Source organism: Bacteroides sp. ET225, assembly GCF_024733745.1.
Classification (GTDB): domain Bacteria; phylum Bacteroidota; class Bacteroidia; order Bacteroidales; family Bacteroidaceae; genus Phocaeicola; species Phocaeicola excrementipullorum.
On sequence record NZ_JANRHN010000016.1, the window covers coordinates 25,904 to 39,021 of the forward strand.

Consider the following 13,118-nt stretch of genomic DNA (forward strand, 5'->3'; position numbering starts at 1 on the left):
GTCCCTTGTAGAGAAACAGGATTTGCAACTGATGCGTTGTGATGCAGGAAAGGTTGCACTTTGTCCGGACAGGAGGATTTACACAACAAACAGCAACATTCATTTTTTTTCAGATGGAAAAGAAGACATTGATGACCATGCTTCTGTTTTTCGTCATTCCTTGCCATGCGCTCTGCACGATGAACGCAGGGCCTCTCCGTATCCCTGTTGATACAGTGAAGGCCGATGTTTCTGCCGACAGTATCGGGCGCATGATGAGGGACGGCATTTCTCTAAAGGAAGTGGTGATAAAAGGAAACAGCGGCTATAAGGAGATACAGATGCGCTCGGCACAGAACACGCTGGGTGTGACAAGGGGGTATGTGGAGGACAACTTTGGCGGCTCGCTGATGCAAACGTTGGAGAGGCTGCCGGGCGTGAAAGCGATGGCAGTAGGATCCGGAGCATCGAAACCCGTTATACGCGGATTGGGATTCAACCGTGTGCTGGTGGCGGAAAACGGCATCAGGCACGAGGGACAGCAGTGGGGGGATGACCACGGGCTGGAAACCGACCAATATGCCGTGGACAAGGTGGAGGTCATAAAAGGTCCGGCAGCGGTCACTTACGGCTCCGATGCCATCGGCGGCGTGATAAACCTCATAAGCGACCGTGCACCGAAGGAACGCTTCGGCGGCAGCGTGAACCTATTTGCCCGGAGCAACAACGAGTCTGTCGGCACCGCGCTCCGCATGGCGGGGCGCAGCGGCGACTTCTGGTACAAGGCGAACGCCACGCTCATCGACTATGCCGACTATCGCATACCCACCGACAGCATACGCTATTATTCTTACTACATCAAGCTTCACGACCGGAGGTTACGCAACACAGCCGGGCGCGAACTTGACGGAAGTCTTCTGATCGGCTACGAGGGAAGCCGTATGAAAACTTGCTTCCGCATGGCGGATGTGAATACACGCAGCGGTTTCTTCGCCAATGCCCACGGTCTTGAGGTGATGCTGTCGGACATAGACTATGACCGTTCGTGCCGCGATGTGGATTTGCCCTCTCATACGGTAAACCATCTCATGTTGTCTAACCGCACCGAATGGCACTGGCACGGCGGGGCAGTGGAGGGCAGTTTTGCCTACCAGCACAACCGTCAGAGCGAGCATTCGGAACCCGTTTCCCACGGATACATGCCTGTTCCTCCGAATACGCTCGAGCGCCGTTTCACGAAGCAGACGGTATCTGCCGGCATCCGGTTGCGTCTGATGCTCGGACGGCATTCGCTGCAAGCGGGAGCAAGTGCCGAATACCAGAAAAACCGCCGTGACGGATGGGGCTTTATTTTGCCCGACTTCGGGCAACTGGCGTTCGGCGGATATGCTTACGACCGTTTTGTCGTCAGCGATGACCTTATTTTCAGCGCAGGCATACGCTTCGACCGCGGTACGGTGCGTATCCACAGCTATCGTGACTGGTACAAGACACCGCAGCCGGACGGTGATTCCGTATTTGTGCAGCGCTCCGCCGGCATGAGGCAGTCGTTTGGCTGTTTCACATGGTCTGTAGGCGTCAATCGGCGTACAGGAGATTGGCTGCTGAAAGCCAATGTAGGCAAGAGTTTCCGTATACCCACTGCCAAGGAACTTGGCATGAATGGTATCAACTACAACATCTTCCGCTACGAAGAAGGCAATGCCGGATTGAAGCCGGAAGAATCGTACCAGGCGGATGCCGGGCTGATATACGAACATGGGTCGCTGGATGTGTCATTAACCCCGTATGTCAATTATTTCCCGAACTACATCTATCTGAATCCCACGTCCGAATATCGCGAGGGCTTGCAACTCTACCGATACATGCAAAGCCGGGTTATACGGTGGGGCTTCGAGGCTTCGCTCTCTTGGCGTTTCCTGCGGCATTTCGTGCTGGAGGCGGACGGGGAATATCTGTATGCACGTCAACTTTCGGGCGAGAAGAAAGGATATTCGCTTCCTTGCTCTACCCCATGGTCGGCACACATGGAACTCCGTTGCGGGTTGCCTGCCAGCGATGAAGACGACAGCGGCTTTGTGGCTGTGGAATGCCGGACAGTCGGGGCGCAGAATGAAGTCGTGCCACCCGAGGAACCCACTCCCGGATATTGGCTTTTGGCTGCGTCGGCAGGGAAGTCGTTTCGCTTTGGCGGAAACGTGCTGCGTGTGACGCTCCGTTGCGAGAACATCCTCAACAGACGGTATTTCGATCACACCAGTTACTATCGACTGATAGGCGTACCCGAACCTGGGCGCAACTTCTCGCTTATGGCTGCATGGAGTTTCTAGATTACCTGTTAATATAAACCGGGCATACCGCCCATAAAAACACCAAAGACAATGAAACAGAGAATTTTGTTGGCAGCATCGTTGCTGCTCAGTACAATCACATTCGTAGTATCGTCGTGCGACAGCGACGGCGAACAGACTGGCGTGGCAAAACCCGTGGTAGCTCTTGCCGAGGTAGGAAGCGGAAACGGCAAGTCCGTAGTAGCAGGGAAAGACCTGCATCTTGAAAGCGAGCTGGAAGCCGAGGGGCTTATCGGACGCATAGACCTGAGCATTGCAAGCGCGGACGGTACAAATGCTGTGCTTGCCGCATCATGGACCGACGGCAAGTATATCGGTGTGCGCAACGCTACATTCCACGAGCATGTGGATATTCCTGCCAATACCGCTGCAGGCGACTATGAACTGACGCTGGCAGTCACAGACCAAAAGGGGCAAAGCACGGCGGTCACGTCCGAACTGAAAATTACCGTGCCTGCCGATGGGGCACCCAAGGTGGCACTTGCTGAAGTGGGTAAAGATGACGGCAAGACAGCCGCAGCAGGAGAAGAGCTGCATTTGGAAGCGGATATAACTGCACCCTTGAAAATCGCCGGGATAGAGGTGGAGCTGCACAACAGTGATGCCGGATATGAGTTTACGTCCATTTTCACAGGCAAGTATCTTGGGGAAACTTCGGTTCACTTTCATGAACACATCGAAGTGCCTGCCGATGCTCCCGCCGGTGAATACCATCTTCACTTTACCGTGACAGATGCCGAAGGCAATGCCACGACCGAAGAAGTTGAAGGAATCCAAATAACCGAAAAATAAACAACCGGGCTGTCCGTTCTTGCCATTGCATGGCGGACAGCCTCATTCAAATCAGATATTCAAAATGAAGAAGATCGTATTTTTAATGCTTGCCGCCGTATTGGTGGCATCATGCAGTTCCGGCAATGAAGATGACCCGGAAAAAGACATGGAGAAACCGGATTTCACAGACGGAGAACTTCCGTCGCCGCTCGACTGCGAGGTTTATCATAAAGGTGAAACCATCGCTTTCCGATATATCTTTACGGACAACCGGGAACTGGGCAGCTTTAACATCGAGATACACAACAATTTTGACCACCACTCTCATTCCACATCGGCAGCTGACTGTACGCTCAATCCGAAAAAGAAGCCTGTCAATCCTTGGGTCTACAATCAGAACTACTCCATTGAACCGGGGCTGATGCTGTTTCATGCAAGCGTAGATATCGATATCCCCGAAAACATCGATACGGGCGACTATCACTTTATGGTACGGCTGACAGACAAGGCGGGATGGCAGCAGTTGAAAGGCATCAGTCTGAAAATTGTAGAGTAAGGTTCAGTGGCTGATTCTTCGTCTTATCAAGACGAGCGGCATTCCCATTTCCTGTTGATTGCCAAATTTTGTGTTGGCACACCCTCTATATAAATCTTCTGGAATCAATGAGTGATTTCAACTTTGTCAAGTATTCCGGTCAGGCATGCAATGGCAACTCCGTAATTCGTCATCGGCACGTGCTGTTCCTTAGCTGAAGCGATTCTGTTGAGCACATATTTGCGGGTGAACATGCAGGCTCCGCAATGAATGACCAGGCTGTAGGGGGAGAGGTCTTCCGGAAAATCGTTGCCCGACACCACATCAATCTGCAGTCCCCCGCCTATGCGTTTGCGCAGCATGTTCGGAATCTTCACCCTGCCGATATCCTCTGTCATGGGAGCGTGGGTGCACGCTTCGGCTATCAGCACGCGTGAATCCTCAGTAAGCCTTCCGATGGCTTCCGCACCTTTCAGGAAATAATCGATGTCGCCCTTGTATTGTGCGAAGAGTATGGAGAATGAAGTCAGTCTGCTGTCCTTCGGCTTTTTCTCGTATACTGTTTTGAAAGCCTGCGAATCCGTTATAATCAGTCTGGGGGGACGTGCAAGCGCTTGGAGCATCTGGTCCATCTTGTCTGTGGTGCAGCTCATCACCAGGCACTTTCTGTCGAGAAGCTCCCGTATGGTCTGCACTTGCGGAAGGATGAGCCTTCCTTTGGGTGCTTGCAGGTCTTGCGGCATGACCAGCATGACGGTTTCTCCCTCTTCAACAAGTCCTCCCAGCAGTCCGCGGTTCATGGTTTCGTCGGGCAGCAGCTGGGCAATCCGCCGGTGTATTTCTTCCGTTCCCTGGCGCTGCTTTGCACTGACTGGAAGCGGCACCTGTCCGCATATCTGCTCGATTTGCCTCATAGTCTGTTGGGGAGCGTCAAGCAGGTCACATTTGTTGAGAACCCAGATAACGGGGACATCTTTTTCTTTCAGCCGTCCGGCCCATTGCATTTCCCGGGTGATGTCGCCGTCTGTGCATACCATCAGTGCGATGTCTGTGCGCTCCATGACGCGCAGCGTCTGTTTTATGCGCAGTTCGCCCAACTGGCCCTCATCGTCAAGTCCAGCCGTATCGATGAAGACACAGGGACCTATGCCATGAATTTCCATTGCTTTCAGCACGGGGTCGGTGGTGGTTCCGGGCACGTCAGAAACGACAGATATGGTTTGGCTGGTCAGCGCGTTTATGAGTGAAGACTTTCCGCTGTTGCGTTTGCCGAAGAAGGCAATATGCAGGCGGTTGGATCGGGGAGTTTCGTTCATAGAATTGTATATTAAATGTTTGCGTAAGCGGCTTTTCCGGAAGAATCAGAATCGGAAGTCGCGTTTGCCTTCTTTGATCCGTGTCAGATTTTCTACGGCACGGCGGCGTATGGCAGGGTTGGGAATTTCTTCCATCTGCCGGCGGATCATGTCTGTTCCGAGGAGCCTTGTTTCCGGAGAAGCGTAGTCCTCCAGATATTCTTGCAGTGTCATCAATGCGTTGGGAGTGCAGCAGTTGGCGATTTGTCCGGTCTTGACCAGCGACATGAAGCGGTCGCCCGTGCGTCCTTCCCGGTAGCAGGCAGTGCAGAAGCTGGGTATATATCCTAATTTCAGCAGCCATGCCACCACTTCGTCCAATGTGCGGTGGTCGCTTATGTCGAACTGTGCTGAGCTTTCTTCCGGAAGTTCAGCTTCTGCATATCCGCCCACGCTGGTGCGCGACCCTCCGCTTATCTGGGAGATCCCCAGTTCGAGCACCCTTTCGCGCGACCGCTGTGATTCGCGGGTGGAGATGATCATGCCTGTATAAGGTACGCTGATGCGGATGACCGCTACGATTTTCTGGAACACTTCGTCGGAGATGGCATCCTTGAAGCTGCCGGCATCAATGTCGTCTGCCGGACAGATGCGGGGCACACTGATGGTGTGCGGGCCTACACCGAAGGCCGCTTCCAGATGTTCCGCGTGCATCAGCAGCCCGACGAAATCATACCGGTACGTATTCAGTCCGAACAGCACGCCGATGCCCACATCGTCTATGCCTCCTTCCATGGCACGGTCCATCGCTTCCGTATGATAGGCATAGTTGCTTTTCGGTCCGCGTGGATGCAGCTTTTCGTAGTTTTCTTTGTGGTAGGTTTCCTGAAACAGGATATACGTGCCGATGCCTGCATCGCGTAGTTTCCGGTAGTTCTCGACAGTTGTGGCTGCTATGTTCACATTGACGCGTCGGATGGCTCCGTTCCTGTGCTTGATGCTGTAGATGGTTTTTATGGATTCCAGGATATAGTCTATCGGATTGTTCAGCGGGTCTTCTCCTGCTTCGATAGCCAGCCGTTTGTGTCCCATGTCCTGCAGGGCGATGACTTCTCTCCGGATATCTTCCTGAGTGAGTTTCTTCCGGGCGATATGTTTGTTCTTGATATGGTACGGACAGTAAGTGCAGCTGTTGATGCAGTAGTTTGATAGGTACAGCGGTGCGAACATGACAATCCGGTTGCCATAGAACTTCTGCTTGATTTCACGTGCCAACCGGTAAATTTCATCGGTCAGTTGCGGATCGCTGCACTCCAGCAGTATGGCAGCTTCCCGGTGCGTGAGTCCTTTGCAGGCACGGGCCTTTTCAAGGATGGAACGTACTGTGCCGAGATTGTTTGCATGCTGTTTTGCATAATCGAGGGTTTCTATGATTTCTTCATGACAAATGAATTCTTCCGCTTTTCTGGATTCTTTTTTATACATAATTATAGTGTTCTTTTCGTTCTGGAAGGGTGATCTCCCCGTCCGTAATCAACTTCATATCCGATGCTTTTCAATTGCCGGTTCAGTTGCCGCAACCCTTCCGCAGATTCTGCTCCCATCGAAGCCTTGTTGTTGTAGAGCGCGTATTTGCTCCGCTCTTCTGCCGGAGAGAGGTTGGGCATCACCACGTTTGCTCCGGCCAGAATTCCCCGTTCGCGTCCTTTGGGCGAAAGGGTGGCAAGCGCAGTGGTGGAAGGTATGAGCGCATGCGGATGCATCAGTCGGAAGATCGAAAGCATCAGCAGCGTCTGTTCCAGGCTTCCCGGAGGAGATGCAGCGAAAGGTGTGTCGCAGTGTGGGATGAAAGGGCCGATCCCAATCATCTCCGGACGGAACTTTTCGATGAAGAGTATGTCTTCTATCAAATGATTCACTGTCTGCCCGGGGCTTCCCACCATGATGCCCGTACCCGTCTGGAATCCGATTCGCTTCAAGTCGTCCAAACAGCGGAGCCGGTGGACGAGCGACATGCTTTGGGGATGCAGTGTCCGGTAATGCTCCGGATTGTGCGTTTCGTGGCGGAGCAGGTACCGGTTTGCTCCGGCCCGAAAAAAACGTTCGTATGATTCGGCCGGCTTTTCTCCCAGCGAGAGCGTGATGGCTGCGTCGGCAAATTCTTCACGGATGCGTTTGATGAGTTCTGCCATGGCTTCGTCTGCGGCTTCGCTTTCTTCACCTCCTTGCAAGACAAAGGTACGGAATCCAAGGGCATATCCTTTCCGGCAGCACTCCAGCACGGTGTCATTGTCCAGCCGGTAGCGTTTCACAAGGCGGTTGCTCCGGCGGATGCCGCAATAGTAGCAGTCGTTCCGGCAGCCGTTTCCAATCTCAATCAGTCCGCGGATATAGATTCTGTTTCCGAAAGATTCTTGCGCCACTTCCCTGGCTTCTCCGCAGATATCCTCCAGCATCTTGGGTGTGCATCCGGTCAGCAGCGTGCGGAATTCGTCGGGAGCTAACGTGTGTTCCCGACGAAGACGCTTGATCAGTTCTATCATAAGAAGAGTTTATTCTTCGCGGAGGTTCTCGTATTTCAGTGTACGTTTCAGCAGGTCCTGGTTCAGTTGGCGGCGGCCTGCCATCGGATCGTTGTGCGCGCTTGGTCCGGTCACGCATCCTCCTTCGCATGCCATCATCTCGATGAACTGTGCGTCCACTTTTCCTGTCTTTGCATACGCACGGAGAACGCCGATATTCTTCTTGTTGAAGTCAGAGAACTGAAGCACTTTGATGCCGTCTGCTTTGGGACCCAGATAAGCCTTGACAGCTCCTGCAACGCCTCCGGCCTGTGCGAATCCGTGAGCCTCGCAGACCGATTCGTATGCCACCTTGTAAGGATTGGCTTGTTCCGGTTCGATGCCCAGTCCGCGGAAAATCGGATGCAGTTCTTCGAAGGTAATCACATAGTCCACACATTCGTCGCGCTGCGCTTCCTTTCGTTTGGCGATGCACGGACCGATGAATACGATTTTAGCGTCCGGATATTTCTTGCGTGCGATGCGTGCAGCGTAGTACATGGGAGAGCCGGTAGACGAAACATACGGCTTCATGCCGGGGATATGCTTGTTTACCAGTTCGATATACGACGGGCAGCAAGAAGTGGTCATGAATTTCTGTCCTTCTTCCAGTTTTTCCAGCAGTTCGTGCGCCTCGTTGCTTGTGGTGTGCATGGCACCTTCCGCAACCTCGATTACATCAGCAAATCCGATTTGTTTCAGTGCGCCGTATACTTGATCGATGCTGGCTTTGAACTGTCCCAGTACAGAAGGGGCGGGAAGAGCTATCACTTGTTTCCCGTTTCTTATTTCTTCCAAAACGTCGAATACCTGAGATATTTCGAAGATGGCTCCGAAGGGGCAGGCATTCAGGCATTTCCCGCAATATATACATTTGCTTTCATCAATATGCTCGATGTAATTTTCGTCCTTGCTGATGGCTTTTACCGGACATGCTTCTTCGCATGGCACAGGAATGTATACGATGGCATGGTAAGGGCAGCTTTTATGGCACAGTCCGCAGCTTATGCACTTGTCATGGTCTATGTGCGCCTGTCCGGTTTTCTTGTCGAAATGGACAGCTCCCTTCGGACAGTTCATGTAGCAGCTTCTTGCCACGCATCCGCGGCAAAGGTTGCTTACCTCATAGTTGACCTGCACGCACGAAGAACACGCTTCGTCGATGACGCAAAGGATGTTCTCCTTGATCTTTCCGCGGCGTTCCAACGCTTTGCGGGCATATTCGGACAGGGGAGTCAGCTCATCGGTTTCGTCGGTCATGTCCCATCCCAGCAACGGAAGCAATTTGTATCTGTTGACAGCGCGTTCCTTGTGTATGCAGCACCGTCCCACGGGCTGCGAGCGGCGGGGTGTCATTTCGATGGGGACGCGGTCAATCTTCTCAACAAGTTGGTTTTCCTTCCATAAGGCTACCAGATTTTCCAGCAGCTTATGACGGACAATCATTACGTTGTTAGTAAAAGCCATGTATGTAAAAAGTTAAAAGTTAGTATTCGTTTCGGGGTTTCATGTGCGGGATATGCAGGACGCATGCCGGATCCGGGAAGCCTGCTTATGCGGGCAGGCGTTTATCTGTCCGTATCCTCGGCAAGCGCTTCATGAAGGATAAAGGTCGTGGCTCCCAAACTCACCACGGCGCCGTCTTCAATCCGTATGCGGTCTTTCGGCCCGAGCAGGCTGTTCATCAGGAACGTGCCCGTCACGCTGTTGTTGTCGCGCAGCGTATAGGTCAGTTTTCCCTGCTTGTTTCTTGAAACATTGATGTAGCAGTGTCTTCTGTCCAGGCTCGGATCATTGCTTTCAATGGGTATGTCTATCTTGTCCCCCTTGTTGCGCCTTCCGATCAGGTTGTCTCCTTCGTGGAGAGGGAACACTTGTTTGTAGGCGAAAATGTTTTCGATGACTGTTATATTGCCGAAATCCTGTATTCCTTCTTTTTCGTCAACTTTTTCTTCGCGGCGGTTGGCTGCGTTCAGCTTTGTTTTTCCGATACGGATGCTGAATTGCTTTTTGCAATTGTCGCAGACAAAGACGAGCGACTGTCCTTCTTCGTATTTTGTTTCATCAAACTGTATATAATTGTCGCACTTGGGGCATCTGACACGTTTCATAAGCGGAAAATAAGAATAAGATGGTTATTTGGATGTGAAGACCCATGCATTCTTGAAGCTGTCAATCTTTCTGATCTCCTGCACTTTGCGGTAAGCATCGGCTTCATTCGAGAAGTGCCCGAGGGCGATGCGGAAGCGGCCGTTCGACTCTACGACTTCTGCGTCTGTATAGCCGTCTTTTATGAAGCTCTTCAGCGTTCTCTGCGCGTCGGCATTGCTGGTCAGGCTGGCCACTATGACATAGGAACGTTTTCCGGCAACCTTCTTTTCAGTTTTCTTCTCTGCCTTTTCAGTCTTCTTCTCCGCCTTTGCTATGTTTTTTGTTGCTGTTTTGGCCGCTACGGTTTCGGTTTTTACTTTGACCGGCTTGAGCGTATTGATATTGTTGCGCGCTTTTTTCTTGTCGTCTTCTTTGCTCGGGCTTTTTTGCTTTTGCAGAGAAAGGGAAGTGGCGACAGACTGGTCGCGGATGGCATCGAACATGTCGATCGAGCCGAGCGAAGCGAAGTTGGCGTCGTCTATGTAAGTGTTCTCTACCGGAGTGGAGAGGATAAAGAACAGCAGAACAGCCGCTGCAACCGCTACAGTGGTGCGCAGCCAATTATACAACGAAACCGTTGTTTTGCTTTCGTCCTTGGCGGGCACGGAAACGGAAGGTATGCGGCGGATTTCAGCGAGAGGAGCCATGCTGAATCCTTCCAGGCCGTAAAGGTCCGGAGTGAAGAAAGAACGGGTTGACGGTTCAAACTCATACAGTCCGTTCATATTATAATATAATGTGCCGATATTTTCCAGCTTTACCTGTCCTTCCCGATAAATGTCTTCTTTGATTGCGTTTACCGTCTTTTCAATTCTTCTCGTTGCGTCGGGAAAGTCGGTGTTGTATGTCTGCATGTATGACTGCGCGAGCAATCCGTCGTTGATGATGAGTTGCGGATTAAACCCCACGGTGCGCATGGGAGGCTCGAATATATGTTTTTCTTCTGCATAGGATGCCGGACGGTTGTGCGCGATGAATCCCCCCAGCCCCGGAACAATGACACAATCGTTCTCAAGCAGCAATACTTCTATATGTTTCGCTAATTCATTCATAACGCAAAATTAATATTTTTTTCTGTTATCTGAAGTATCTTTCTGAGGCAAATTTCTCATCTAATCCAAATTTGTTATAATTTTGTGCGCTGAAACATTTAAAAAAACAGTTCAAGGATATGAATATAGCTATTGTCGGAACAGGATACGTGGGCTTGGTGTCGGGCACTTGTTTTGCAGAAACCGGAGCGAATGTGGTTTGCGTTGATACGAACGCCGAAAAGATCGCGTCATTGAATAAGGGTGAGATTCCCATTTATGAGCCGGGGCTGGAGGAAATGGTTCTCCGTAATGTAAAGGCCGGCAGACTGAGCTTTACGACTTCGCTCGAAAACTGTTTGGACGATGTGTCTATCGTATTTACGGCTGTCGGCACTCCTCCCAATGAGGACGGAAGTGCAGACTTGCAGTACGTGCTTGAGGTGGCTCATACTATCGGGCGGAACATGAACCGTTATGTGCTGGTGGTGACAAAGAGCACGGTACCTGTGGGGACGGCGCGCAAGGTGAAGGCCGTGATAGAGGAAGAGCTGCGCAACAGAGGCGTTCAGATAGATTTCGACGTGGCTTCCAATCCGGAATTCCTGAAAGAAGGAAATGCCATAAAAGACTTCATGACTCCCGACCGTGTGGTGGTGGGCGTTGATTCGGAAAGGGCGAAAGAACTGATGAGCAAGCTTTATCGTCCGTTCCTCCTCAACAATTTCCGGGTGATATTTATGGATATACCTTCGGCTGAAATGACCAAATATGCGGCCAACTCAATGCTGGCCACCCGCATCAGCTTTATGAATGACATTGCCAATCTTTGTGAACTGGTGGGCGCCGATGTAAACATGGTGCGGAGCGGTTTGGGGTCAGATACGAGAATCGGGCGGAAATTTCTGTATCCGGGCTGCGGATACGGCGGCTCCTGCTTCCCGAAAGACGTGAAGGCGCTTATCCGCACGGCAGAAGAGCACGGCTATTCGATGCGCGTGCTCAAGATGGTGGAAGCAGTCAATGAAGACCAGAAGGATATCCTTTTCCGTAAGCTTGAGAAATATTATGAGGGGAATCTGAAAGGCCTGACAATTGCTCTTTGGGGGCTTGCCTTCAAACCTGAAACCGATGATATGCGCGAGGCTCCTGCACTGGTGCTGGTTGACCGGCTGCTGAAGGCGGGATGCGTTGTGCGTGCTTACGATCCGGCCGCCATGGACGAGGCCCGCCGCCGTTTCGGGGATGCCGTCTATTATGCCTGCGACATGTACGATGCCTTGCTTGATGCCGATGCCTTGCTGCTCGTGACCGAATGGAAAGAATTCCGTCTGCCCGCATGGGGAGTCATCAAGAAGACAATGAACAATGCCGTCATTTTTGACGGACGCAATATTTATGACAGAAAAGAACTTGCCGAATCAGGCATTGCCTACCATTGCATCGGAAGCAAATAGCCGGCTTGGCAGAGGCAAGGCATAAGGAAAGAATATGAGAAAGTTTCATTTCACGGCACTCTGCGTGCTTTTATGCGTAGCGTGTAACTCGTCGCAGAAGAACGGCGAAGAGCGCAAGGATGAGATTGATTCGACGGCTGTGCATGAGCTTCAGGGGATATGGCTGGATGATAATACGGAGCTTCCGCTTTTCAAGATCAAAGGCGACAGCATCTATTATGCCAGCCAGATAAACCTGCCCATGTCTTTTACAGTGAGGAATGATACGCTGGTCGTATTCGGGGCGGACACGTTGAACTATCCGATACAGGAAAGGGGAATGTACTTCTTGCGATATCGGACGCTTGCCGGCGATATGGTTTCCCTGCACAAGGCCGAAACGGACACGATCTCGTTCGGAACAGCGGTGGAAGTGCCGGAAACGGCCGATGAGGTCGTTGAAAAGGACTCTGTCATCGTTTATGGCGGAGAACGTTTCAGAGGGTATGCTTACATCAATCCGACCAGGAAGAAAGTTGTCAATATGGGCGTGAGCGAAGAAGGGCTTCCCGTTGAGAACATTTACTACGACAACATTATCCATATCTGTATATACCAGGGAAAGAAATGCCTGTTTGCACGCGATATGAATAAGGAAATGTTCTCGCAAGTGGTTCCTGCGGATTTTCTGCGCTCTGCCATCTTGTCTGATATGAATTTTGCGGGGATCGACAGCGAAGGCTTCTGGTATCAGGCCACTCTTTGCGTTCCGGGCGGTGCCATTTGCTATAACGTAAGACTGGGCATCAGCCGTGACGGAGAACTGACCTACCGGGTAAGATAGTTCCTGACGCTTCTTTTGGCTGTTGCATCTCCGTTTTCCGGAGGTTTTCTTGCTCGCTTCTTTTTTGCGCTGAGCAGTTGAGGCGTATGTGTTTTCCCGTGGGAAATACGCACATGCGCTTGTGTATTCTATAGTCCAGCGCGTGAACCGTACGGTCCACA

General features: G+C 51.7%; 11 protein-coding genes. 5 read left to right on the forward strand and 6 right to left on the reverse strand.

The genetic code is table 11. The annotated features are described in order from the left end of the window. Positions 1-113 precede the first annotated feature (113 nt). The 3 genes from NW212_RS08420 to NW212_RS08430 all read left to right on the forward strand — a co-directional run bounded on the left by NW212_RS08420 (position 114) and on the right by NW212_RS08430 (position 3,660). Entirely contained in the window at positions 114-2,309 is a 2,196-nt protein-coding gene (locus NW212_RS08420; protein WP_258338207.1) for a TonB-dependent receptor, read from the forward strand. Positions 2,310-2,360: 51 nt separating this feature from the next. After that, a complete protein-coding gene (locus NW212_RS08425; RefSeq protein ID WP_258338208.1) occupies positions 2,361-3,122 on the forward strand; it encodes a DUF4625 domain-containing protein in 762 nt (253 codons plus the stop codon). 64 nt (positions 3,123-3,186) lie between these two features. Further along, positions 3,187-3,660 (forward strand): DUF4625 domain-containing protein, encoded by a 474-nt coding sequence (locus NW212_RS08430; protein WP_258338209.1) that lies wholly within the window; start codon positions 3,187-3,189, stop codon positions 3,658-3,660. A gap of 104 nt (positions 3,661-3,764) precedes the next feature. Here NW212_RS08430 and hydF read toward each other — a convergent pair whose 3' ends face one another. The 6 genes from hydF to NW212_RS08460 form a co-directional block, all read right to left on the reverse strand. Continuing rightward, positions 3,765-4,955 carry a [FeFe] hydrogenase H-cluster maturation GTPase HydF gene (gene hydF / locus NW212_RS08435; RefSeq protein WP_258338210.1) on the reverse strand — a complete coding sequence of 397 codons (1,191 nt, stop codon included), beginning with the start codon at positions 4,953-4,955 and terminating at the stop codon, positions 3,765-3,767. Between the two features lie 45 nt (positions 4,956-5,000). Beyond that, positions 5,001-6,419, reverse strand: coding sequence for a [FeFe] hydrogenase H-cluster radical SAM maturase HydG (gene hydG / locus NW212_RS08440; protein WP_258338211.1), 1,419 nt, complete (start codon positions 6,417-6,419; stop codon positions 5,001-5,003). Positions 6,420-6,421: 2 nt separating this feature from the next. Then, positions 6,422-7,477 carry a [FeFe] hydrogenase H-cluster radical SAM maturase HydE gene (hydE, locus tag NW212_RS08445; protein WP_258338212.1) on the reverse strand — a complete coding sequence of 352 codons (1,056 nt, stop codon included), beginning with the start codon at positions 7,475-7,477 and terminating at the stop codon, positions 6,422-6,424. A 9-nt stretch (positions 7,478-7,486) separates the two neighbouring features. Next, positions 7,487-8,962: a 4Fe-4S dicluster domain-containing protein gene (locus NW212_RS08450; RefSeq protein WP_258338213.1), complete on the reverse strand. Its 1,476-nt coding sequence runs from the start codon at positions 8,960-8,962 to the stop codon at positions 7,487-7,489. A gap of 101 nt (positions 8,963-9,063) precedes the next feature. After that, the gene (locus NW212_RS08455; protein WP_258338214.1) at positions 9,064-9,606 is read right to left on the reverse strand and encodes an FHA domain-containing protein; all 543 of its coding nucleotides are present in this window, start codon (positions 9,604-9,606) and stop codon (positions 9,064-9,066) included. Between the two features lie 24 nt (positions 9,607-9,630). Beyond that, entirely contained in the window at positions 9,631-10,698 is a 1,068-nt protein-coding gene (locus NW212_RS08460; protein ID WP_258338215.1) for an SPOR domain-containing protein, read from the reverse strand. Positions 10,699-10,817: 119 nt separating this feature from the next. Between NW212_RS08460 and NW212_RS08465 the strand changes: the two genes are divergently transcribed. Beyond that, positions 10,818-12,134: a UDP-glucose/GDP-mannose dehydrogenase family protein gene (locus NW212_RS08465; RefSeq protein ID WP_258338216.1), complete on the forward strand. Its 1,317-nt coding sequence runs from the start codon at positions 10,818-10,820 to the stop codon at positions 12,132-12,134. Between the two features lie 34 nt (positions 12,135-12,168). Then, positions 12,169-12,957, forward strand: a complete 789-nt coding sequence (locus NW212_RS08470; protein ID WP_258338217.1) for a DUF4738 domain-containing protein — start codon at positions 12,169-12,171, stop codon at positions 12,955-12,957. Positions 12,958-13,118 lie beyond the last annotated feature (161 nt).

Excerpts from the sequence above, each read along its gene's own strand:
- NW212_RS08420 (WP_258338207.1), top strand. The coding sequence starts at position 114 with ATGGAAAAGAAGACATTGATGACCATGCTTCTGTTTTTCGTCATTCCT.
- NW212_RS08425 (WP_258338208.1), top strand. The coding sequence starts at position 2,361 with ATGAAACAGAGAATTTTGTTGGCAGCATCGTTGCTGCTCAGTACAATC.
- NW212_RS08430 (WP_258338209.1), top strand. The coding sequence starts at position 3,187 with ATGAAGAAGATCGTATTTTTAATGCTTGCCGCCGTATTGGTGGCATCA.
- hydF (WP_258338210.1), bottom strand. The coding sequence starts at position 4,955 with ATGAACGAAACTCCCCGATCCAACCGCCTGCATATTGCCTTCTTCGGC.
- hydG (WP_258338211.1), bottom strand. The coding sequence starts at position 6,419 with ATGTATAAAAAAGAATCCAGAAAAGCGGAAGAATTCATTTGTCATGAA.
- hydE (WP_258338212.1), bottom strand. The coding sequence starts at position 7,477 with ATGATAGAACTGATCAAGCGTCTTCGTCGGGAACACACGTTAGCTCCC.
- NW212_RS08450 (WP_258338213.1), bottom strand. The coding sequence starts at position 8,962 with ATGGCTTTTACTAACAACGTAATGATTGTCCGTCATAAGCTGCTGGAA.
- NW212_RS08455 (WP_258338214.1), bottom strand. The coding sequence starts at position 9,606 with ATGAAACGTGTCAGATGCCCCAAGTGCGACAATTATATACAGTTTGAT.
- NW212_RS08460 (WP_258338215.1), bottom strand. The coding sequence starts at position 10,698 with ATGAATGAATTAGCGAAACATATAGAAGTATTGCTGCTTGAGAACGAT.
- NW212_RS08465 (WP_258338216.1), top strand. The coding sequence starts at position 10,818 with ATGAATATAGCTATTGTCGGAACAGGATACGTGGGCTTGGTGTCGGGC.
- NW212_RS08470 (WP_258338217.1), top strand. The coding sequence starts at position 12,169 with ATGAGAAAGTTTCATTTCACGGCACTCTGCGTGCTTTTATGCGTAGCG.